This is a genomic window from Moorena producens PAL-8-15-08-1, from assembly GCF_001767235.1.
Lineage (GTDB): Bacteria > Cyanobacteriota > Cyanobacteriia > Cyanobacteriales > Coleofasciculaceae > Moorena > Moorena producens_A.
The window spans coordinates 2,128,776-2,150,770 of sequence record NZ_CP017599.1 but is presented as its reverse complement, the minus strand read 5'-3'; the positions used below and the strand labels follow the sequence as shown (position 1 = coordinate 2,150,770).

The window sequence follows — 21,995 nt, the reverse complement described above, 5'->3', positions numbered from 1 at the left end:
TTGGTTGAAATCGATAATTACTCCACTTATATCCACTTATATTAGGGTAGTTAATATCTTATTAAAATGGCCGTGACCAAGACCAGAAAACGTAAGCAACCAGGAACTACTGATGCCAGCGCCGGATTAAATTCGCCACGGGTCGCACCTGATCTTAGCTCTAGATTTGGTCAAACCCTTGATGAATTTTATGGCTCTTTGGGGGATGTCTTGATTGACATCACAGCCTTAGAAGTTAACACCATGGTAGTGGAGGAAATTAAGGGAGATAAGTTCATCCCCTGGGAAACCTACCGGGATATTTACCCGATCTCAGCAGACTATCTAGAGCAACAGGGAATTCATCCGTCTTTACGCGATCGCTACCTTGAGTTACGTAAAACCTTGGAACTAGAGTACACCGTCCTTCTGAGTGATCCCCATTCACCCTTGTATGATCCTACTGTTGTAGACCAGGCGATAGGAGGCCAAGAAATCCTCACCGATCCCACAGTAGAACTGCACCAAATTAACACCCGACTACCAAACCCTACTAAAACCAGCAGTTCTGAGGAAATGCTTCAAGCGCAACAGATTCTTAAGAACCATCGTTTCTTACGTTGTTTGCGTAAGCTCAGTGAACTCAAAGCAGCACTGGATAGCCGAAATCAGGCATTGCTAAAAACTAATTCACAGCAACCAGCAAATGTCAAGTCAATCAATGATTTAATTTGCGCCCAAACTGTGATTCAACTAGATGGTGATGTGATCAACCGCTATGCTCAGGAAATTGTTAACCATCCTGATCGAGATTTGATTCTACACATCCACAAGCAAGGAGTCACTGCTAGTCAACAGCAGTGGAGAGGATTGCTAGAATTTATTTTGGGTTTGGTACAGGCGTCAGTTAGATGGGGTAATGGTCAGAGTTTACCTTGGGGCAATTGATGTACTCGAAGACCACAGTAAAGATTACGGTTTGCTGATTCTAACCCTTAAAACTTACCACTACCGATTAAGTAAAGTAACGCCATCCTAACCGCAACTCCACTAGTCACCTGTTGAGGGATTAAGCTAATCTGGGGATCATCCATCAGCTCAGAACTAATTTCAACGCCTCGGTTAACTGGACCAGGATGGAGAATGTGAACATTGGGTTGGCAAAGTTGGAGGCGCTCCCCGGTAATCCCATAACGCTGATGATATTCTCTCAAACTAGGCAACAAATGACTCGTCATACGTTCTTTTTGCAGCCGCAAGGTCATGACAAAGTCAGCATCTTTTAGTGCTGCTTCAATGTCCCAGTGAACATATAGCTTAGGATGACTAATTGGTAACTGTTGCGTAGACGTAAGGGAATGGCTGGCTTGACTTGTGATCGGTACCGTTGTTTTTAAAATCAGAGGGGTTTCGGTGTACTGACGCTGGTGAGCAAGGCTAGACTTAGCCAATAACTGTTGCTGTTGCTTTTCCCTAGGTTGTTGGAGACGAGTACTACTGTACTCAGCAAATAATTGCGGAAGTAGAGTAGGTGGTCCAGCGAGATGAACCTCTGCCCCTGTCGCCAGGAGACTCCAGATATTGGAACGGGCAACTCGTGAGTGCAAAATATCTCCAACAATGGTAATCTTTTTTCCAGCAAGCAGTTCTATACGGGGATTGTCCCAGTCTAAGCAAGAACAAATTGTAAACAAATCCAGCAATCCTTGAGAAGGATGTTCATGTTGACCATCACCAGCGTTAAGTACACTTACCTGGACACCAAGTCGATTCATCTCAGTAGCAATAATTTGAGGAACTCCCGCCTGCCGATGGCGAATCACCATCATATTAGTTCCCATTGCCAGGTAAGTCTTCGCTGTATCAAGAATCGTTTCGCCCTTGCTTAAGGAAGATGTTCCTGGTGCAAAGTTTAGGATATCAGCAGAAAGACGCTTAGCCGCTAGTTCAAAACTGCTACGAGTACGGGTTGATGGTTCAAAAAACAAATTCGCAACCACGTGACCCTGTAGTGCAGGTACCTTTTTGGTGCGCCGGGACAATACTTCCCGAAAGCTAGCGGCAGTTTGTAAGACTGTATTGTATTCATCTGGCGTAAAATCAGCCAGGGCAAGAATATGGCGGCGAGTCCAGGTGGCATTTGCCATATAAGTCGTCAAGCAATTCAATAATTTAGCTTTGCTGCTCGTGACAGCTTTGAGAATTTCTGACACCCAGGAAACCCTAGATATCGATTAAGGTTAGCAGGTCGAGCAGTATTACCTACTTGGTATTATTGAGCCCCAACACCTAAGATAACCTCAGCGCAAACCTGTGTTAACCAAGAAAGCTCGTTTAGTGTTCGGTCAACTGATATCCTGTCCGGTTGAATACTTATCATTCAATGAGGTGCGCTTTCCGTTGGCGAATTAGATTCGCCACGGGTCGCACCTCTTGATAATTGATCACTAGTTATTGTTCGGACAACACCGATTTATGAACAGGCGATGACAGATTGGTGGACGTTTTATCAATGACTGATCACTAACGACAAAACGCAACAGACCATTTTAAAAGTGATTAACCGGACTTGATCTAACACATCTATTATTTAATTGAGGGGTATAACCCGTCATGCCAACTATTAAATAGTATGCTCTACTCAAGAATGTGGATCAAGAGGCACACATTTTTGTTGCTGTGCTTTAATCTTTTGCTGAACTCTAACTGGTACTCCCTTCACTGCTTTGCCATAGAGGCGTTGAAACTCCCGCTCAAAATGGGCAGCAACCATAGGACTATGAATAACTAATACCGTCTCATCGTTCCTGGTATTTGCTGCTTTTGACCAGTTGTGAGAGCCTGTAATCACTATCTTTCCATCCAGAATGGCAAATTTGTGATGTAAGACATCTCCTTCTGGCAACTGAGGCACACCGACGGTAGCAATCGGTTGACGCCAAGGACGGTTACCAGTCTCATATTTACACTTGTGAGCAACAGCTACTCCCATCATGTCCAAACCCTCACTGTAATAGCGAAAGGCAAAACTTGGCTCAATTAGCGCTTTGACCTTAACACCTTGTTGATGGGATTCCTCTAAAACATTAGTTAGCCGTTGCTCGGAAAAGACAAACAAAGCTATGTGAATGGTTTCCTTAGCCTGAGGAAGGATTTCAGCGATCAGACCATTGCTACTCTGATGCCAAGGTTTGGTAGTGGAGGTTGGGGAGAATTGTATCGCGATAGTTGTATCCCCCACAGTCGTATCCCCCACACTGGTATCCCCCACACTGGTATCCCCCAGTGTCACCTGCTCTACTGGTCGCCATGGCTTCTTGAGACCAAACTTACTGTCTGGTTTACCCCCAGCACCATCCCCCCACATCAGGTTAAATTCCTGGGTGAATTGGTTAGCTAACTCTACACTGTCAATCTTGAGCAGATTGTTGGCATTGCCACGACTCTCTCGAAACTGAAAGTCACCATGTAGATCACTAAGAGTGAAGTTGGCTGAGGTAATAATAGAAACTTTGTTATCAATAACTATAAACTTATGATGCATTAAGCCACTGCCCCGAGAACCATCCGCTGTGTCATCAATCATAGGTACACCACCATTTCCTAAGATGATTAAAGCGTCTCCTTCTGAAATTTCCCTTGCACTCAGCTGACCATCTCCGTCACGGTCGATCAATATTAGGGACTCATTGTAGCGTGAGCGTTCTCTTTGGCGCAGTTTTGCCACTGACTCAGCGGTAAGTTTACTGACCGGAAGACTGTAGTTATTGTCTAAAATGACTCTGACCTTGACACCAGCTTGCTTACGTTCTACTAGAGCTTGGGCAATTCTGGGCATACGCAACTCCTGAACCGCCACATCTACTGTTGACTTTGCTGATGCGATCGCATCCACAATCACTTGCTCCAAGTTATCTCCCTCCCGAGTTACTCCCCGGTAAGGATCTATGTATTGGGCTGACCTACTATGATTAAAGTAAGCCTGAACCCAAGGGTCTTGGGGCAGAGGGGGCTCAAGAGAAACCTGTGGCTGAGCTTGTTTACAGCCACACAAAATCAATAGTATCAGCAAAAGATAATACAAATTCCAGTAAATGCACGCTGGTTGGGAACTCAAGGCATCAAAAAACCCGATTGAATAGCTGATTTCCTCATGCTAACAGCACAATCTTCAAATAGATGCAGTTGTTGAATTAACATAAAATACCAGGGGATATCAGTTGCCATCTTGTTCAACTACCCCCCCTAATTGCCTTTTTCTGATGGAATGGCTTATACCGAAGCCTAATTAGCGGGTTAGGGAGTTTAACCCGAACTACTGTCTTATGCCAAGACGAAAGAAAACATTCCCGTGTGGCCACAAGGGGTATGGTAAAACATGCCACCGATGTGATCAAAAAAACCGAGCACGGGAAGAGAAAAAACAGCAAAAACAGCAGTGGGAGTCTAGTTTTGAAGATGATCCCATTGACTTAAAAAACCTTCCTACCCATGTGGTTGTCAAAGCCCGTGGGATAATTGCTGGTTTGGAGAATCACCAAGATTACAGAGAATTTGGTGGCAAGCGGCTGCGCCACAACCGCTGGATCATTAGTATTCCTGTAACTCGCAACTACCGAATGATTTGTCACGACCAGGGTAGCTTATTGGTTCCTCACGCAGTTTTGTCCCACGAGGATTATAACGTTGGCAAACCAGGTGGTTAGTTGTTATTCATCAGTTATTATTCATCAGTTATTAATCATCAGTTATTAGTCATCAGTTTGAGAGAGACCTGGAAAGGTTATATGCTGAAGGTAGAGATAGCTGGTTGCCTGAAAACCCATGCAAATTTATCTGGACTATAGCGCCAACACACCACCAAGCCCAGAAGTGATTACAACTATGCAAGAAGTGCTTACCCAGCAGTGGGGTAATCCTTCTAGCTTACACCAGTGGGGTCAGCGAGCGGCCATTGTACTGGAACGAGCTAGAATACAGGTAGCTAGGTTAATCAATGCACCAGCAGAATCGATTACATTTACCTCTGGCGGTACTGAAGCGGATAATTTGGCAGTGATGGGGGTTGCTCAAGGCTACAAAACACCCCAGCATATGATTATTTCTAGTGTAGAGCATTCTGCGATCGCTCAACCAGTAGCCTGGTTGGAACAGTGGGGTTGGCAAGTGACTAGGCTACCAGTGGATTCTCTGGGAATGGTCAATCCCGGTGATTTAAAAGCTGCCCTACAGGCAAATACAGTTTTAGTCTCCGTCATTTACGGTCAAAGTGAAGTAGGTACGCTCCAACCTATTTATAAACTTGGACAAATTGCTCGTCAACAGGGTGTTCTGTTTCATACCGATGCAGTTCAAGTAGCAGGACGGCTATCGATCGATGTTCAACAACTACCGGTGGATTTGCTGTCGATTTCCAGTCACAAAATTTATGGTCCGATGGGATCAGGGGCACTGTATATCCGCCCTGGTGTGGAGTTAGTGCCCCTGATATCCGGTGGTGGACAAGAATCCCGATTGCGGTCTGGAACCCAGGCGTTGCCACTGATTGCTGGGTTTGGCATGGCGGCAGAACTAGCAGCAGTGCAAATGCTAAAAGAGACACCTCGGTTAATTCGATTACGCGATCGCATGTTTGACCAACTGGCTGATACCCCCAATCTCATTCCCACTGGTTCTAGAGACTATCGCTTACCCCATCATGTTAGTTTTTGTGTGACTTCCCCTACTGAGGGGGTGACTGGCAAAACTATAGTGCGTCAGTTGAATCAGGCTGGTATTGGGATTAGTGCAGGTTCCGCTTGCCACAGTGGTAAACTTAGTCCGAGTCCGATATTGTTAGCAATGGGTTACAATGCTCCAGCTGCTTTGGCTGGAATTCGGTTGACACTGGGGCGAGATACCACAGAAGCTGATGTAGATTGGACGGTGATGGTACTCAAGCAAATTTTAGAACGACTGATGCCACAACCAGCATTATCCAAGGTCTAACTTTGCTAAAAAAAGGCTCAATTGCTCCTATGGGTAGGGTTGATTGGGTGGAATTAATGTGGCGAGACATTTATCTTTGAAGTCATTAGTATTAAAGTCTTTGATAAAGACACATACGGACAGACTCATGAGTGAACTTCCTTTGACCTTAGAAGATGCGATCGCTCAAGCTAAAGAAGCGACCAAAGCCGCCCTAGATGATGGTCAAACCAGGGTACAAGTGGAGTTGGTCTTTCCAGAAATTGCCCTGCAAGCCCAGTCAATTGCCCAAGCATTTATTCCTATTTTTGAGCAGTATGGCTCCGGACTGAAAATATTCTTTCCTGATACTGGTGCTTCAGCCCTTGCCCTTCGTGACTGGGGAGAGGTACCGTTTAAAATTACTGATGTTGGCACCAGTCGCTCCCCAGCAGAAACTAGAATTGATGATGATGACCAGGTTTTCTTGCTAGTGGGCCCGTCTGCAGTGGAAGTAGGCCAAGTGGAAAAGATTTGTAATTTGGCTGGGGATCGCCCCTGTGTAATCCTAAATCCTCAGCTGGAAGATGTCTCAATTGTAGGGATTGGCTATGCCGCACGTCAGTTGCGCGATCGCTTCCTGAAAACTCTGCAGTCTTGTTATTATCTGCGACCCTTTCCAGGAGGGGCTCTATGGCGTTGTTACCCTTCTGTGTGGCAAGTATGGCTAGAAATTGATGATGAGTATCAGTTAGTGACTGAAGAAACCAGCAAACCGACAACAGAGGCTATTGAGCAAATTATACTTAAGGCAAATCTAGTTAACACAACTAGCCCAGAAGATGCTCAAAATATACCATCTGCCCAAAAAAAACAGTCGTTCTTCTCAGGTATCCAGAAATTCTTAAATGCTCTGAGTCGTTGAACTCACAGTTGAACTGAGATAGGAAAAACGTTATAAAAAATCTAGCTAGCGAGGCAAGAAAACCTCGTCTGTATAGATCCGGAAGTGTTAAGCTACCTCTTGGCTAGTTAGTGAGATGAAATTTTAGAACTATCATAGAGGAGTAACTTAGTTGACGATTTGCGGTACAAAACGATACGATCATTATGTCGTCAAAGGTAGCTCGGTGACTAAGTACATCAAACTCAGAGTTGCTGCTGAGTGAGTCGGGGTCAATGTCAGAACGTGAGCTTGATGGGAAACGGCAGGGATAATCAAAGCCATTAAAACTCCATGACTGACAGCGCCGAGCTGCTCGCTTAGTATCAAAGCAAAATTAAGAATGACCCAGACTTATGCAACGAGCCTTCAAGACCAAGTTAAAACTTAATAATAGAAAAAAAACCTTGATGGCTCAACACGCTGGGTATTCTAGGTTGCTTTGGAATTGGGCTTTAAAAAATATGTGGAACGAATCCTATAAAGCCGGGCTAAAGCCTTCTGCTAACAAGCTGAAAAAGTTCTATACCAATCATGTTAAACCTCAATATCCTTGGCAGTATACCTTAAGTTATAGGGTTTATCAATTCGTATTCAGGCACTTAGGAGAAGCGTTTAACCGATTCTTTCAAGGGAGATATCAACACCCTAAGTTCAAGAAGAAAGGTAGAAATGATAGCTTCACCCTAGATAATTGTGGGAAGGTCATGGAGTTTTCAGGAACTCGGTTGAAACTCCCTTTTATTGGGTGGATTAGCACTTATGAACCTTTACCTGGAATCCAGACGAAGCGGGTTACAATCAGTCGAGTAGCCGATTCTTGGTATATTTCTTTGGCCTACGAGTTGGAACCTGAACCCACTGTTAAATGTAGAGAATATCTAGGTGTTGATGTCGGGGTTAAAGTTCTAGCCACCTGTTCAGATGGGACTGTATTTCCTAATCCTAGAGCTTACAAACAAGCTCAGAAAAAGCTGGCTAGACTTCAACGAGAACTATCTAGAAGAACTATGGGTTCTGCCAATAGAAATAAGACAAAGCTGAAATTAGCTAAAGCCCATCAACGTGTTGCTAACATCCGGAAAGATGCAATTCACAAATTAACCTCTTGGCTTTGCAAAAACCACGCAGTCATTGGGTTAGAAGATCTAAATGTTTCCGGTCTGCTAAAAAACCATAAGGAACGCAGGTGCGATAGCCGATTCCGCTCCGCTCTTTATGAAATTCGTAGTCAAGTCGAATACAAGTCTGAGTGGTACGGTTGCTCATTGGTATTTGTAGATAGATTCTACCCATCCACTAAAACTTGTTCTAGTTGTGGTCATGTTCAGGAAATGCCACTTAAAGAACGAGTTTTTGATTGTGAGGTTTGCGGTGAAGTCAAAGACCGTGACTATAACGCCAGCCTGAATGCACGAACGTTTTGCCGAAGGCTATTCGGTCTAAGCCTGTGGAATAGGAAGTGCCGACACCCTATGAAAAACCAGGTAACTGGAAAGAAGCAGGAAGGGAACTTTAATACGGTTTTTACCGGATTATATCAGTTTCTCGTCGCAGGAAACCGGCGAACTTGCCAAGGCAAAAGGTTAAAAATGTTCGCTTAATGTGGAATTTTAGCTTTCCGAATGTCTAACAACCTAGATGCTCAGCCACCAGCAGTAATCAAAGACGAATTTAACCTAGATAACTTCCTCGAGGATATACCGGATATAGAGGAAGTGGCACAACCAACCACTGATATCCTCCAAATCGAGTCCGATGATGCTGCAGAACCAAAAGTTGGCATGGCAGAACTTAATACCTTAGCTGATATCTTTGAAGGTCAGACCCCTGATTTGGATCAAACCTGGCAAGAAGAAGAAATTATCGCTCCAGATAACCAGCAGTTGTCTAGCCAATCAGAAAATACTATAACTACAGACGAACCAAAGGATTTATCTGACCTGATTAAAGAACTTGATGGGTTGGACATTCCAGAGGCAGCAGAGTCTACCGAGGAAGATTTACTCAGTTTGTTCGATGAGGAATTTCCAGAAGAAGCAGCTTTTGAGTTACTACAGTCAAGGGAGTCAACTCCACAGGAGATTCAACCTAACCCTACTCCAAGCCTGACAGACAAAGACCTTGAAGAATTATTTGCTGTTGGGAGTACTGAAGGAAACCTAACTCAAAAAACTAACCCAGCGGATGAATTAAGTAGTTTATTTGATGATACCTTTTTTGAAGAAAATAGCTCAAGCTCGGAAAGTAATCCTCCCACAAAATTAGATAGTTATGGGATGGGCAAACAGCAGCCTATTCGACCAAGCACACCGCAGGTCGAGCCCACCCACAGCCCTCGCCCGGGTCTGACCAACACCGACCTGAATGAATTAGATTTCAATCTGGTCAATGAGTTGGAGCTTATTCCAACTCACCCCCCTGCAAACCATCACCAACCAGCAATTAAATCCCCATCAATGACAGGGTCTTCAAACCCCACCTCGACTTCAGATCGACCCAGTGAGGCGTCTACACCTGGTCTTAATTCAAGTGTAAAAGGAAAAAATAGAAAATCCGATCCCATAAAATCAAACAAATTACCAGATTCATCACCAAAACCCTTACCAACAACCCAAGATCAATGGCAGCAATTAGAGCAGCTGTTGGCAGAAGCTACGGCCCATTACCAAAACGTTGATTTTGAAAGTATAAAACCCCTGGATGTGAGCTTAGCCACTGTTGAAGTGGGATCAGAGCAGACAAGAATTTTTGATGAACTAGAACTCCTATTAAATGAAACTAGTAGCCCTGAACCTAACCACTCCCTAGACCAAGAAACCCGGAAAACCAATCAGGCGGACTCAGTAGAGGATGACTTTAAAGACCTCGAGCACTTGCTAGAGCAGGCAAATCAAAGCATCTCTGCTATCCCAGGAGGGATAAACCAGGAGCTGTCCCGCCAAACCAGGCGTCCGAGATCTAAGCTATTTGAACAAACCATGCGGGTACCGGTTAAACAACTGGACACCCTGAGCAATTTAGTCGGAGAACTGGTGGTTGGTCGCAATACCTTAGAGCAAGATCAAGAACGGCTGCGGCAATTCTTAGATAATTTATCCCATCAGGTATCGAGCCTCAACGATGTGGGTTTGAAAATGCGGGACTTGTATGAGCGAACCCTGCTGGAAAATTCCCTATTGTCTAGTAGTAAGATTTACCGAACTACAAGCATCCAAGAACGGGAACAAGGAAACCAGAATTACTCCAGCGTAGAAGACTATCACCCTCTAGAAATGGACCGCTTTACAGGGTTCCATTTGCTATCCCAAGAGATCATTGAGCTGATTGTCCGGGTCAAGGAGTCGGCATCTGACATTGAGTTTTTGGTGGATGAAACCGACCAAGTAACTCGTACCCTCAGACAGGTAACCAATCAACTCCAAGAAGGACTGACGCGATCGCGTATGGTGCCCTTTGCCCAAGCAGCAGACCGAATGCCCCGTGCAGTCAGGGAAATTTCCTTGCAGGAAGGCAAGGAAGCCGAGCTACAGGTTGAGGGGCGGGAAACCTTGATTGATAAAATGATCTTAGAACACCTCTATGATCCTATGACCCACCTGGTCAACAATGCCATTACCCACGGGATTGAGCTACCAGAAGAACGGCTGGCTGCGGGGAAGCCTAGGGCGGGTAAAATCACCCTGGGGGCATTCTACCAGGGAAATCAGACGGTGATTTCCATCTCGGATAATGGGGCGGGCATTGATCCAGATCGAATTAGAGCTAAAGCCCTTGAAAAGAATCTGATTTCCCCAACTGAGGCAAAAACCTTGAGCGACTTGGAGTTGTTCAATTTCATCTTCCACCCTGGGTTCACCACTGCTGAGAAAGTGACTGACACCAAAGGTCGAGGAGTAGGTATGGATGTGGTGCGCACCTGCTTAAGTGAAATTCGGGGAACCATTACTATCGACTCTAGTCTCGGGCAAGGAACCACCTTTACCATTCGCTTACCCCTGACCCTGAGTATTTGTAAAGCCCTCTGCTGTGTAAGCGATCGCGCCAAAATTGCTTTTCCCATGGATGGGGTGGAAGATATGCAGGATGTCTCCCCTGATTGCATTCAGACCAATTCCCAAGGTCAAGCCTTTCTTCAATGGCGGGACACCCAGATCCCATTCAAGCCCCTCTCAGAGTTGCTGACCTACCATAGCCAACTCAGCAGGGCTAGTGTCTATGGCAGCCAACGGGAAGACAACTTGATTTCTGTGGTGGTACTGCGCAGTACAGGTAACATGCTCGCCGTAGAAGTTGATCAGGTATTAGGGGAGCAAGAAATTGTTATTAAGCAAATCGAAGGCCCTGCACCTAAGCCAGTAGGCATTACCGGGGCGACCGTCTTAGGGGATGGTCGCGTGATGCCCATTGCTGACGTCTTAGAACTGATTGACCTTGCTATGGGTCGGATTCGTAAAGATGGTGGTGTTGCGATCTGGCAAAGGATGGAAACTCCAACCGCCACCGGAGCCGAGGCCAATCTAATCAAATCTGATCCCATGGTGTTGATTGTGGATGATTCAATCACAGTCCGAGAACTTCTTTCTATGACCTTCAGTAAAGCTGGTTATCGGGTAGAACAAGCCCGTGATGGTCAAGAAGCCTGGGATAAACTTCGGTCTGGTTTGCCTTGCGAGATCGTATTCTGTGACATTGAAATGCCCAGAATGGATGGTCTAGAACTGCTATCTCGCCTTCAAAAAGACCCAGATTTGTGCGAAATCCCCCTGGCCATGCTCACCTCTCGTGGTGCTGATCGACACCGGAAAGTAGCTGCTGATCTCGGTGCTAGAGGCTATTTTACCAAACCCTATCTAGAAGACGTGCTACTAGATGCTGCCCAACGAATCAGGCAAGGGGAAGTGTTGTTAGCTCGAAGTAATTAACACAGGTAATCCCAATGGGTAGCTGCGGGCAGCATCCTCAACCAAATCATCCCAATCCCAAACCAAAGACCATGACCAGACCTGGTTAGGGTAACAATACCTCTGGAGGATCGTACTTTTCGGGATCTAGAATCGGGGAATGGGAATTATGGATTGGGTACTTTAACAACTAAGCTAATGACAATAAAAGCGTTTGACTTGAATTCGCATCAAAATACGGCATCGGGTAAGACAGGTCGGTTTCGCAATTGGATAGTGGGGTTCACGAAAAAACCGATCTCTCTCAATTCCCCAGCTTCCAATCCCCATTTCCTAATACCATTGATGACACTATCGTTTTGGGGACTACCTATCCTATCAGGGTTAGCAGCCAAAGCCTCAGATATCCCACTGAAAGTGGGAGTCGTGCAGCGCTTTGGAGATGAAGAAACTGACAAGCTCACCCTGAAAGCTGCCCCGGACGATCAGCTAACCGTCAAATTTTTAGGCGGTGATATGCAACCGAAAACCAAGCAGCTTAGCAGCCTCAAGCTGGAAATAGTCAATAAACCGTTACAGCAGCCGCAGATCGAAGAGTACGTGGTCTTGAGTAACCATGGGACCTTTGAAACTGCAGAAGATAGTGCCAATAAATGGCGGGAAAAGGGGATTGAGGTGGAAATTGCCAAGCCTGACCGCTGGCAGGTGTGGGCAAAACGGAGTGTTTATCAAACCCCTTTATTGCGACGTCTACTGCTAGCAAGTATCAAAGCCAAAGGTGATACTATTGCTTATATTGATACTAACGTTGTCACCGAGGTGCCCCATGCTTCCTTTGTAATTGGTGACTATCGCTACCATCGACGGGAAATCGATATTACTGCTGGCAAAAATCGGATCTGGGTTAGCAAAGGAGACAATAACCGTAGGACAAGACTTTATCCTGGTAGTCTACGGATCCAGCCCAATGCCTATGGTGACTATACCTTAGTAAATCAGGTACCTCTAGAAAGCTATTTGCGCGGTGTAGTACCTCATGAAATTGGACCTGGAGCACGCTATTCAACCGTAGCTGCCCAGAGCATTATTGCTCGCACCTACGCCTTGCGGAACCGACGCCGATTTAATGTTGATGGTTACGAACTCTGTGCGGATACTCACTGCCAGGTTTATTTCGGAATAAATCAAACCAATCCGGTGGCTGACCGTGCGATCGCAGCCACTAAAGGTTTAGTGCTGACCTACAACAATGAGTTAGTAGATGCCCTGTATTCAGCGGCAACTGGTGGAGTCAGTGCCCCTTTCAGTGATGTTTGGAATGGGTCAGAACGTCCTTACTTAAGAGCAGTGGTAGACTCCCCATACTCCCTCTGGAATTTGTCACAAAAATCCTTAGCAGACGAACAAAATTTCCGTGAGTTCATGAACTTGAAGCAAGGATTTAATGAGACTGACAATAGTTACTTATTCCGGTGGAAGTACAACAATAGCTTAAAACAAGTCACCAGCCATTTACAACGCTATCTCAAAAAAACCAAACACCCCCTTGCCAACTTCACTACCATTGAGCATATGGAAGTGGTAGAGCGTTCACCAGCAGGACGAGTGCTGAAAATGGCGGTCACAACCGATCGGGGTATGCTGGAGCTGAGTAAAAATGAAGCCCGCAGCGCCTTTGGTCCTCCCCGCAGCACCCTCTTCTACGTAGACCCGATTTATGACAAAGCCAACCAAACCCTCAAAGGCTTCGTGTTCGTAGGTGGTGGCTTTGGACATGGGGTTGGCTTTAGCCAACACGGTTCCCAAAATTTAGCTAAACTCGGTTGGTCCGCAGAAAAAATTCTCAGCTTCTATTATCCTGGTACTCAAATTCAGCCTTTGAACAATTCTATTATCTTCTGGCAAAATGCCAGCGCACTAGTCACGCCCTAGTCTAATCAAGGGTAAAAGGGGGGAGAAGGTGAAGATACGGAAGAATTTCAGAAAAATTACCTTCTTCTCCTCCTTGATTTACCTTGGATTTAGCGTGATTTCGCCATCATCCCATTACATCATTATCTCATCACCCGATTTTCGGCGATGGGGAAGTAAAGAGCTCAAAGAGTAAAACACCCAACTTCTAAGCTCTGTTACTTCCCCTCTGTTATTAGTACTTATATTAGTACTTAGTAGAGTGCTTCCTCTTGATGAGTTTCGATCGTGCAATCAGAGGTGGGGTAGGCCACACAGGTCAAAACGTAGCCAGCGGCCATTTGGTCATCATCCAGGAAAGATTGGTCTGACTGATCAATAGTACCACTGGTTACTTTGCCAGCACAGGTAGAGCAAGCACCCGCACGGCAGGAATAAGGCAGATCTAAACCTTGCTCTTCAGCAACGTCGAGAATGTATTCGTCATCAGGAACGTCAATGGTTGTATTTATACCTTCCGCTTCATTTTTCAAGGTGACTTTGAAAGTAGCCATGTTTTACTAATCCCCTTTGTTATTATTACTTAGATTATTACTTAGTAAAGAGCTTCCTCGATTTAGCGTGATTTCGCCATCATCCCATTACATCATTATCTCATCACCCGATTTTCGGCGATGGGGAAGTAAAGAGCTCAAAGAGTAAAACACCCAACTTGTAAGCTCTGTTACTTCCCCTTTGTTATTAGTACTTATATTAGTACTTAGTACAGTGCTTCCTCTTGATGAGTAGTGATCGTGCAATCAGATTGGGGGTAGGCCACACAGGTCAGAACGTAGCCAGCGGCCATTTGGTCATCATCCAGGAAAGATTGGTCTGACTGGTCAATAGTACCACTCTCTACTTTGCCAGCACAGGTAGAGCAGGCACCCGCACGGCAGGAATAAGGGAGATCTACACCTAGCTCCTCAGCAGTGTCGAGAATGTATTCGTCATCAGGACAGTCAATGGTTTGATCCCCATCTGGCGTTTTCAAGGTGACTTTGTAAGTTGCCATGTTTTAGTAATCCTCTCGATTTAAAACAATAGTAGAGACTTTGTGAGTATACGGCAAAAGCCTATCCTTTGGTTGAAGGAGCTTGGCATGCTTATTTTTACTCCATCTCTGATACTACGGGAAAACTCTCAGTAGATTAAGACCGATTAAGAATGAAAGGCTTAATCGCCAAAATGATAAGTTTTACTTATATAATATTCACAAGTATCTACACCAGAGACTTAGCTGTAAAACCACTCCATGAAAATGCTCTAATATCTAGGTTTAACAGGTTTTTTAAAGATCCTATCTCCCTAAGATAACTTCGGCAAAATCCTTAGGAATTTATAATTAGAAATACTTATAATTACCATCCAAGACCTGTATCAACACATGAGGTGATCCGCTGATGGGCTGATGGATAAAAAAGTATATCACCTGCCAGGCTTGATACCGGTTTTGCGGTATCATGGTAAGTTTGCAGCGATGCAGCGCGGTCTTGGGGAGGCAGCGCGGTCTTGGGGGTTCCCCCCATGAGCGACTGCCGTGGTTTCCACGGGGCTTTCAAGGTGCGGACGCAGGTTCCGCACGCAGCCCCTCCCCATGAGCGACTGCATCAAGACAGTGACCAGCAAAAAAGGAACAGAAATTGCAATGGCTCAGATGTATTACGATACCGACGCTAACCTAGACCTACTGGCCGATAAAACTATAGCTATCATCGGCTATGGTTCTCAAGGTCACGCCCACGCCCTTAATCTTAAAGAGAGTGGCATGAATGTGATCGTGGGACTCTATCCCGGTAGTAAGTCTAAGGCCAAAGCTGAAGAAGCAGGCTTAACCGTCCACACAGTGGCTGATGCTGCTAAAGCGGCTGACTTGGTGATGATCCTGCTGCCGGATGAAGTGCAAAAAACCATTTATCAGGCAGAAATTGAGCCAAATCTGACCGAGGGTAATGTTATTGCCTTTGCCCACGGCTTCAATATTCATTTTGGTCAAGTTGTTCCCCCAGAATTCGTAGATGTGATCATGGTTGCTCCCAAAGGTCCAGGGCATTTGGTGCGGCGCACCTATGAACAGGGAGAAGGGGTACCTTGTCTATTTGCTGTTTACCAGGATGCCACAGGCCAAGCACGCGATCGCGCCATGGCTTACGCCAAAGGAATTGGTGGTACCCGTGCCGGCATTCTCGAAACTACCTTCCGGGAAGAAACAGAAACTGACCTATTTGGTGAGCAAGTCGTATTGTGTGGCGGCTTGAGTGAATTGATTAAATCCGGATTTGAGACCCTAGTCGCTGCTGGTTATCAACCAGAATTGGCCTATTTTGAATGCCTTCATGAAGTCAAACTGATTGTTGACCTAGTCGTCGAAGGTGGTTTAGCTAACATGCGGGATAGCATCTCCAACACTGCTGAATATGGTGACTATACCCGTGGGCCAAGGATTGTTACTGATGAAACTCGCGCCGAGATGCGTAAAATCCTCAAAGAAATTCAATCAGGTCAATTCGCCCGTGAATTTGTCTTGGAAAATCAGGGAGGTAAACCCGTCTTCACTGCTATGCGCCGTCAGAATAAAGAACATCCCGTCGAGGAAGTCGGTAAAGACTTACGCGCTATGTTCAGCTGGTTGAAAAAAGTCTAAGCATTGTTAACTGTTGACGGTTTACTATTAACCTTTTAAATCAGGAATTACTTAAATTTGGCAGGACTTACGTCATGACTCTACTTGTCGGATGGGGAAATAACTCATATTTGGCGTAAGTCCTGTAAATTCTAGATTTTATAGCAGTCGAAGTCAAGGTTAAGACATATTTCTGTTCCCTGTTCCCTATTCCCTGTTCCCTTTAAAGCCAAATATTATGTCCTAAACTATACTTCCGTTGCTATAGTGGGACGATTATTAATCCAAGGGTTTGCTGCTTCCAACTGAGCCGCTAATGCCAATAGTGTTCCTTCTGATGCTGGAGGTCCCACTAACTGAATTCCTACAGGTAAGCCCTTCTCATCAAAACCAACAGGAATTGCGATCGCAGGAAGTCCAGTAGCATTAAATGGTGGACACGGTCCAATCCAATTAATAATATTCTCCAAGGTTTCTTCATAACTCAAATCGTCCCACTCTCCTACCCGAATCGGTGGATGTAAATAAGTCGGTAACACTAGCACATCATAGTTGTTAAAGAATCCCACAATTTGACGCGCTATAATTTGTAGCTTAGTCACCGCTTGTAAGTATTCCCCAGCAGAACCGGATTGTTCAGCAATCCAGCGATTCATCGGACTTAAGGCTTCTAAGGGAATTCCTGCTGACGTTACCCCAGCTTGCCATACTGTCTTAAACGGTTCTACTATGTCACTGAAATCTGGACAACCCGGTTCAACCAGATGTCCCATCCCTTCCAGTCGCTGCACCGTTTCCACCACAATCTTTTCACATACAGCTGACGCTTCTCCCATCGGTTTAATCGATGTGGCAAAACTAATCCGTAAATTATCCAGTTCTTGATCGGTAGCCTCTAGAAACGATATCTCTGGGTCAGGTAACCAGTAAGGGTCTCCAGTAATATAGCCAGACATCACATCCAGTAAAGCAGCTGCATCAGCTACCGTCCGTGCCATCGGACCAATACTAGCAATACCACTTTGAAAGTCTCCTACTGGAGCGTAAGAAATACGACCTCGTGTCGGTTTAATCGCCACCAAACCACAGCAAAAGGCTGGACCGCGCAGGGAACCCCCACCATCGGAACCTTGGGCAATGGGAGATAAGCCAGCTGCTACTGCTGCCGCTGAACCCCCACTAGACCCCCCTGGTGTGTAGTCCAGATTCCAAGGATTGCGAGCCGGTGGAAATCCTGGGGGTTCGGTATAAGGTAACGAACCCAGTTCAGAGGTAGCAGTTTTACCTAAAATAATGAATCCAGCTTGCTTGATCCGGGTGATTACCCCATCATCATACTCAGCAATATTGTCTTTGAGGGCAGCAACACCAAAAGTAAAAGGGAGTCCTTCTACAGCCCTGAGGTCTTTAATCGCAATTGGAACACCGAAAAATGGAGCAAGTTTAGAAGTATCCGTAGTTTCGGCAAGTTGTTCGGTTTTGGCTTTAGCATCCGCAAGTGCCATCTCAGACGCCACAGTGAAGTAACTGCCTAGTTTGGGATTTAATGCTTCGATGCGTTCAAGGTAGAGTTGGACTAATTCCAGGGGTGATATGTCACCCTTGCGGATCAGTTGGGCTTGGTCTAGAGCTGGAGTAAACGCTAGGTCAACTTGATTCATAATGTTTCTTTGCGATCAAGGGATGCTAATTTCTCAAAAAAAATGCCTAAGAGTATTGCTAGGCAAAACTTTTAGGCATTCAGATGCTAGTTAGAAAAAACTAAATTCTTAAAATCTCAAAGCTATACAGAGTAGGAGTTTGAGAGACTGTTTGTTAAATATTGCTTAAATCCAAGGCTAAAGCAGGTTAGGCGGTGAGCCCAGACCATAGCTATCTTGATACTTATTTTATTTTAGTATCAATTATACCACTTAATTTTATAAATTGGTATAAAACATCGTTAAATTCTGGTTATTTTCCAGAAATTTCCCAAAATTACTAGCTAGGTTGCAGGTACCGAAGAGCCAAAATTTTTCGGTAACTTAGGTAATATAGCACTTCAGCGCCTCAACACACAATATGCCTTCACCTTTTCCTGGGATGAATCCCTACCTGGAGAAACCAGAATATTGGTCACAAGTTCACAAGTGGCTAATTGTCCTGATTGCCCAAAGCCTTAACCCCCAGCTACGTCCGAAGTATCGGGTAGCCATTGAGGAAAGAGTCTACAACGCTACTGGTGATGATTCGATGCTAGTAGGAATTCCTGATGATGTAGTTGTTCAAAGTTCTCAAAGCAACCACCAAGATCCCTCAGCTCTGGTTACCGTTGCTGCTCCTAGCGTTAAACCAATGAAGATTGCTCTACCGATGACTGAAATGGTTAAAGAGCGATGCAGCGCGGTCTTGGGGGTTCCCCCCATGAGCGACTGCATCAAGAAGTGGTATTTAGAAGTGCGAAAGGTAGAAACTGGCAAAGTAATTACTGTTATCGAAATTATTTCTCCCAAAAACAAACGGTCTTTAGAAGGGCGCAGCACTTATGAAACCAAACGGCAAAAGATATTAGATAGCTTAACCCATTTAGTGGAAATTGATTTACTGCGTCAAGGAAAACCGATGGCTATGAATACTCAAGCCTTCCAGAGCCACTATCGCATCGTGGTCAGCCGTTCTCAAGAACGTCCCCAAGCGGATTTATATGCTTTCAATCTCCCCCAAGCAATTCCTTCATTTCCTTTACCTCTCCAACCATACGATCGAGAACCTACCATTAATTTACAACAATTATTACATCAGCTTTACGACCAAGGGAGTTATGATTTAGCAATTGATTATAGTCAAGACCCTCCACCACCTTTATCGACCGCAGATGCAAGTTGGGTAAAGCAAGTCTTGATTGAATAGTAGCATGTAGTGTTTAATGTAGTGTTTAATATTAATAATTATCGTTTAGGTATATCTTTCACTTACTTGATTAATTTAATGCCAGCATATTTAGGGTCAAAGCCTTCAGCAAATATGGTGCGTAAAGGATAATATGTATCGTCAAATTTACAGGATTACGATCTTATTTCATTTGAATAAATCGCGTCTTTTAAATTAGCGCTAGCTAAATTAGCGCCAGCTAAATCAGCTCCAGCTAAATTAGCGTTCTTTAAATTAGCGTTCTTTAAATTAGCTCCAGCTAAATGAGCATTCTGTAATTTAGCTCCAACTAAACTAGCCTTCTGTAAATTAGATTGCCGTAACCGAGCTTGCTGTAACTGAGCTATATTTAACTTAGCTTCCTGTAACTGAGCCCTAAATAAAAAAGCTTCTTGTAAGTGAGCATTCTGTAACTTAGCATTCTTTAAATTAGCTTCAGATAAACTAGCTTCCTGTAAATTAGCCCTAACTAGGGCGTGTCTGCAAAGTTAAAAGATCACCATGGAACTGTGATCGATATCACCTACAACAGTAGAAAGAAGATTTCAACTAAAGCCAGAGTAATATAGAGGCAATAGTCAACATCGCTTGATAATTGATGGCATATTTCTCATAACGAGTTGCAATTCGTCGATTAAGCTATAGGCGATTAATAAGTCGTTCGACTCGATTTCGTTCTCTATACAGACCACGATTGAAACGTTCTCGTTTTCTCTCATTGCTTTTCGGGGGGAATAACAGGGGTTGCTCCCTGTCTTGATGCAGTCGCTCATGGGGGAAACCCCCAAGACCGCGCTGCATCGCTGAAAACGCAGTTTTTCTCTAATTGCTTGACTACTGTAAGCTTTATCACCATTAAAGTAGCGAAATCGACTTTTTGGTCTTCCTCTTCCAATTCGCGCTTACTTTCCTCCAGTCAGTAAGTCATCAAAAGCAATGGTGTCATGACGTTCACCTGATGTTAGGACAAAAACCATTGGTTTTCCAAATCCTTCCGCTCGCTTTGTGGACTTTTGTAGAAAAACCTCCCTTACTACGCCGCTTAGCTTGGTTTTCTTGCCCCCTTTTGCTCCAGCCGCATGTTGATGTGCTCTGACTACGGTACTGTAGGCTTAATGGACTTCCCAATCAATCAGCCCTTCGACATCAGCTTTTTGTTGAAGACCTGCCCAAATTTGATCCCAAATACCAGCTTTTCGCCATCGGTAGAACCGACTGGAGACTGTACTGTGAATTCCGTAATCCGGAGGTAAATCTCTTATGGGTGCGCCTGTTCTCAAGATCGGTGAGAATCCCATTAATGATGGAACGATTGTCATGTGCTGGTTTTCCTGTCCAAGCTTTTTGAGGTGGTAATAAGGGCTTAAGCTTTTCCCACTGTTCGTCGGTTAACTCGCCTCTGTTAGCAATCTCCATTCGTTTTTGTGCTACTTCCGTGGGTCTTTTTACTTAGCATACAACAGTTTGCAGACACGCCCTAAATAAGCTCCCTGTAACTTAGCTTCATCTAAAATAGCTTTGTGTAAATTAGCTCTAGATAAACGAGCTTTGTGTCAATTAGCTTCAGATAAATCAGCGTCTTGTAAATTAGCATTAAATAAGTTAGCACGAGAGAGTTGGACTCCCTTTAAATAAGCCTTTGGAGCCTCTAAACCTTCTAAGCTCTGTCTCCGCCAGGTCAACCAAAACCAGGGAATACGCCTTGGTCTTGAGTTTAGGAATTCCAGAGCTTCTTTTCTGCCGCCACTGCCAGCTTGGTCATAGGCTGCTGTAACTACTTGCCATGCCTGATAAACTTCAGCATTTCGTCTATCCTGCTCACCAGCAATAAAGACAATCACACCAACAAGTAGAGATAGATTACCCACTAGTCCTAAAATTTCTAGCAATGCTAATCTATTCAGATAATCCAGAACAGGCTCTAAAAACTTTTTTTCTATGCTGATGAAAGGTTGATGGCACTTGAACAAAGCTAACGTCAAAGGATTTTTAAGAATTTGCTCAGCTTTATGCCAGTCTTGCTCCGCATCCCCTTCCCCTTTTACTAGTAGGCGATTTTGGTAAAGCTTATAAGCTATTTTTTCAACCTTTTGGTAATGAGTTTTATTTGACGAAGGGGTTAGAGAGACTTTAATTTGATTAAGAATTTGATTCAGCTTCATGATTGCCAACTAGGGGCAAACCCTATATATTTGGCTTACTAGCATAAATTAGCTGCTATTATAACTTAGCGATCGCTTAACTAATTTCTTCTGGTAAAACTTAAAGTTTATTACGTTTGTTTAAGCTAAGTAACAAAACTAACATTAGCGATCGCTAATCCCAGCAAGCGATCGCTTACCTTGATATCCCTGATACTATCAAGCATTAATTTATTTATTAACTAACTTTAGATTAATTTGCCCTGTGCTCCCTACTAAGTTTATCAAAAAATACTTTACCAAAAATTTTGGGTTTAAAGCCCCGTCCTAGAAGGACGGCTTTTTTTTGTTCGCAACTGAAGGCTCCAAAGGAGCATCTATGTATTGACAGTTTGATCGCACCGTGTTATTATTAAATTATAACAAAAAAATAATTAATGTTCTAAATAAACATGATCTTGAATAAGTAGACAGTGTAAAAAACATGTTTTGAGATAATCATGTTGCACTGTGCAAGTCTAACGATTTGGACGTCTATGAAAGTCTAAGATCAAAAAAATGTTTATCTAAATTTGTTATCTATTTTAGGTACGGTGGGG

The 21,995-nt window shown here is 44.3% G+C and carries 16 protein-coding genes and 3 pseudogenes; 9 read left to right on the top strand and 10 right to left on the bottom strand.

Annotation, left to right across the window (positions count from 1 at the left end):
* The first annotated feature begins 66 nt into the window (after window positions 1–66).
* The gene (locus BJP34_RS08280; protein ID WP_070391935.1) at window positions 67–927 is read left to right on the top strand and encodes a hypothetical protein; all 861 of its coding nucleotides are present in this window, start codon (window positions 67–69) and stop codon (window positions 925–927) included.
* A 47-nt stretch (window positions 928–974) separates the two neighbouring features.
* On the opposite strand, the gene BJP34_RS36340 is transcribed toward BJP34_RS08280, so the two are convergent.
* On the bottom strand, window positions 975–2,126 hold the full coding sequence (locus tag BJP34_RS36340) for an aspartate carbamoyltransferase catalytic subunit (RefSeq protein ID WP_083305054.1): 1,152 nt from the start codon (window positions 2,124–2,126) through the stop codon (window positions 975–977).
* Between the two features lie 494 nt (window positions 2,127–2,620).
* Window positions 2,621–4,051, bottom strand: coding sequence for a phospholipase D-like domain-containing protein (locus BJP34_RS08270; protein WP_324611035.1), 1,431 nt, complete (start codon window positions 4,049–4,051; stop codon window positions 2,621–2,623).
* A gap of 253 nt (window positions 4,052–4,304) precedes the next feature.
* Here BJP34_RS08270 and BJP34_RS08265 point away from each other — a divergent pair, with 253 nt between their 5' ends.
* The 6 genes from BJP34_RS08265 (at window position 4,305) to BJP34_RS08240 (ending at window position 13,704) form a co-directional block, all read left to right on the top strand.
* A complete protein-coding gene (locus tag BJP34_RS08265; protein WP_070391933.1) occupies window positions 4,305–4,685 on the top strand; it encodes a DUF7682 family zinc-binding protein in 381 nt (126 codons plus the stop codon).
* Window positions 4,686–4,803: 118 nt separating this feature from the next.
* Window positions 4,804–5,967 (top strand): cysteine desulfurase family protein, encoded by a 1,164-nt coding sequence (locus BJP34_RS08260; RefSeq protein WP_070391932.1) that lies wholly within the window; start codon window positions 4,804–4,806, stop codon window positions 5,965–5,967.
* A 127-nt stretch (window positions 5,968–6,094) separates the two neighbouring features.
* Window positions 6,095–6,850, top strand: coding sequence for a DUF1995 family protein (locus tag BJP34_RS08255; protein ID WP_070391931.1), 756 nt, complete (start codon window positions 6,095–6,097; stop codon window positions 6,848–6,850).
* Window positions 6,851–7,224: 374 nt separating this feature from the next.
* Window positions 7,225–8,472, top strand: a complete 1,248-nt coding sequence (locus BJP34_RS08250; RefSeq protein ID WP_229424287.1) for an RNA-guided endonuclease InsQ/TnpB family protein — start codon at window positions 7,225–7,227, stop codon at window positions 8,470–8,472.
* A gap of 21 nt (window positions 8,473–8,493) precedes the next feature.
* Complete coding sequence (locus tag BJP34_RS08245; RefSeq protein WP_070391930.1) at window positions 8,494–11,793, top strand: hybrid sensor histidine kinase/response regulator; 3,300 nt, start codon at window positions 8,494–8,496, stop codon at window positions 11,791–11,793.
* A 177-nt stretch (window positions 11,794–11,970) separates the two neighbouring features.
* Complete coding sequence (locus BJP34_RS08240) at window positions 11,971–13,704, top strand: SpoIID/LytB domain-containing protein (protein WP_229424286.1); 1,734 nt, start codon at window positions 11,971–11,973, stop codon at window positions 13,702–13,704.
* Window positions 13,705–13,937: 233 nt separating this feature from the next.
* Here BJP34_RS08240 and BJP34_RS08235 read toward each other — a convergent pair whose 3' ends face one another.
* The 3 genes from BJP34_RS08235 to BJP34_RS42745 all read right to left on the bottom strand — a co-directional run bounded on the left by BJP34_RS08235 (window position 13,938) and on the right by BJP34_RS42745 (window position 15,333).
* Entirely contained in the window at window positions 13,938–14,237 is a 300-nt protein-coding gene (locus tag BJP34_RS08235; RefSeq protein WP_070391929.1) for a ferredoxin, read from the bottom strand.
* 206 nt (window positions 14,238–14,443) lie between these two features.
* Window positions 14,444–14,737 carry a ferredoxin gene (locus BJP34_RS08230; protein WP_070391928.1) on the bottom strand — a complete coding sequence of 98 codons (294 nt, stop codon included), beginning with the start codon at window positions 14,735–14,737 and terminating at the stop codon, window positions 14,444–14,446.
* Between the two features lie 446 nt (window positions 14,738–15,183).
* Window positions 15,184–15,333, bottom strand: coding sequence for a hypothetical protein (locus BJP34_RS42745; protein ID WP_158517085.1), 150 nt, complete (start codon window positions 15,331–15,333; stop codon window positions 15,184–15,186).
* A 37-nt stretch (window positions 15,334–15,370) separates the two neighbouring features.
* On the opposite strand from BJP34_RS42745, the gene ilvC reads away from it, so the two are divergent.
* Window positions 15,371–16,366 (top strand): ketol-acid reductoisomerase, encoded by a 996-nt coding sequence (ilvC, locus tag BJP34_RS08225; RefSeq protein WP_070396553.1) that lies wholly within the window; start codon window positions 15,371–15,373, stop codon window positions 16,364–16,366.
* A 227-nt stretch (window positions 16,367–16,593) separates the two neighbouring features.
* Here the strand turns inward: ilvC and BJP34_RS08220 are convergent, their stop codons facing one another.
* The gene (locus BJP34_RS08220) at window positions 16,594–18,006 is read right to left on the bottom strand and encodes an amidase (RefSeq protein ID WP_070391927.1); all 1,413 of its coding nucleotides are present in this window, start codon (window positions 18,004–18,006) and stop codon (window positions 16,594–16,596) included.
* Window positions 18,007–18,406: 400 nt separating this feature from the next.
* Between BJP34_RS08220 and BJP34_RS08215 the strand changes: the two genes are divergently transcribed.
* The gene (locus BJP34_RS08215; RefSeq protein WP_070391926.1) at window positions 18,407–19,234 is read left to right on the top strand and encodes a DUF4058 family protein; all 828 of its coding nucleotides are present in this window, start codon (window positions 18,407–18,409) and stop codon (window positions 19,232–19,234) included.
* 155 nt (window positions 19,235–19,389) lie between these two features.
* On the opposite strand, the pseudogene BJP34_RS50345 reads toward BJP34_RS08215, so the two are convergent.
* From BJP34_RS50345 to BJP34_RS08205, 4 genes and pseudogenes are all read right to left on the bottom strand, one after another.
* Window positions 19,390–19,716, bottom strand: a pseudogene (locus BJP34_RS50345) (pentapeptide repeat-containing protein); the annotation flags it as partial.
* Between the two features lie 88 nt (window positions 19,717–19,804).
* Window positions 19,805–20,671, bottom strand: a pseudogene (locus tag BJP34_RS36330) (IS5 family transposase).
* Between the two features lie 29 nt (window positions 20,672–20,700).
* Window positions 20,701–20,796 (bottom strand): annotated as a pseudogene (locus BJP34_RS50340) (pentapeptide repeat-containing protein); the annotation flags it as partial.
* 12 nt (window positions 20,797–20,808) lie between these two features.
* A complete protein-coding gene (locus tag BJP34_RS08205) occupies window positions 20,809–21,417 on the bottom strand; it encodes a pentapeptide repeat-containing protein (RefSeq protein ID WP_070391924.1) in 609 nt (202 codons plus the stop codon).
* Between the last annotated feature and the right edge of the window lie 578 nt (window positions 21,418–21,995).

Coding starts and splice junctions, on each gene's coding strand:
- BJP34_RS08260 (WP_070391932.1), top strand. CDS start 4,804: ATGCAAATTTATCTGGACTATAGCGCCAACACACCACCAAGCCCAGAA.
- BJP34_RS36340 (WP_083305054.1), bottom strand. CDS start 2,126: ATGGCAAATGCCACCTGGACTCGCCGCCATATTCTTGCCCTGGCTGAT.
- BJP34_RS08235 (WP_070391929.1), bottom strand. CDS start 14,237: ATGGCTACTTTCAAAGTCACCTTGAAAAATGAAGCGGAAGGTATAAAT.
- BJP34_RS08220 (WP_070391927.1), bottom strand. CDS start 18,006: ATGAATCAAGTTGACCTAGCGTTTACTCCAGCTCTAGACCAAGCCCAA.
- BJP34_RS42745 (WP_158517085.1), bottom strand. CDS start 15,333: ATGCAGTCGCTCATGGGGAGGGGCTGCGTGCGGAACCTGCGTCCGCAC.
- BJP34_RS08230 (WP_070391928.1), bottom strand. CDS start 14,737: ATGGCAACTTACAAAGTCACCTTGAAAACGCCAGATGGGGATCAAACC.
- BJP34_RS08265 (WP_070391933.1), top strand. CDS start 4,305: ATGCCAAGACGAAAGAAAACATTCCCGTGTGGCCACAAGGGGTATGGT.
- BJP34_RS08280 (WP_070391935.1), top strand. CDS start 67: ATGGCCGTGACCAAGACCAGAAAACGTAAGCAACCAGGAACTACTGAT.
- BJP34_RS08250 (WP_229424287.1), top strand. CDS start 7,225: ATGCAACGAGCCTTCAAGACCAAGTTAAAACTTAATAATAGAAAAAAA.
- BJP34_RS08240 (WP_229424286.1), top strand. CDS start 11,971: ATGACAATAAAAGCGTTTGACTTGAATTCGCATCAAAATACGGCATCG.
- BJP34_RS08255 (WP_070391931.1), top strand. CDS start 6,095: ATGAGTGAACTTCCTTTGACCTTAGAAGATGCGATCGCTCAAGCTAAA.
- BJP34_RS08205 (WP_070391924.1), bottom strand. CDS start 21,417: ATGAAGCTGAATCAAATTCTTAATCAAATTAAAGTCTCTCTAACCCCT.
- ilvC (WP_070396553.1), top strand. CDS start 15,371: ATGGCTCAGATGTATTACGATACCGACGCTAACCTAGACCTACTGGCC.
- BJP34_RS08215 (WP_070391926.1), top strand. CDS start 18,407: ATGCCTTCACCTTTTCCTGGGATGAATCCCTACCTGGAGAAACCAGAA.
- BJP34_RS08245 (WP_070391930.1), top strand. CDS start 8,494: ATGTCTAACAACCTAGATGCTCAGCCACCAGCAGTAATCAAAGACGAA.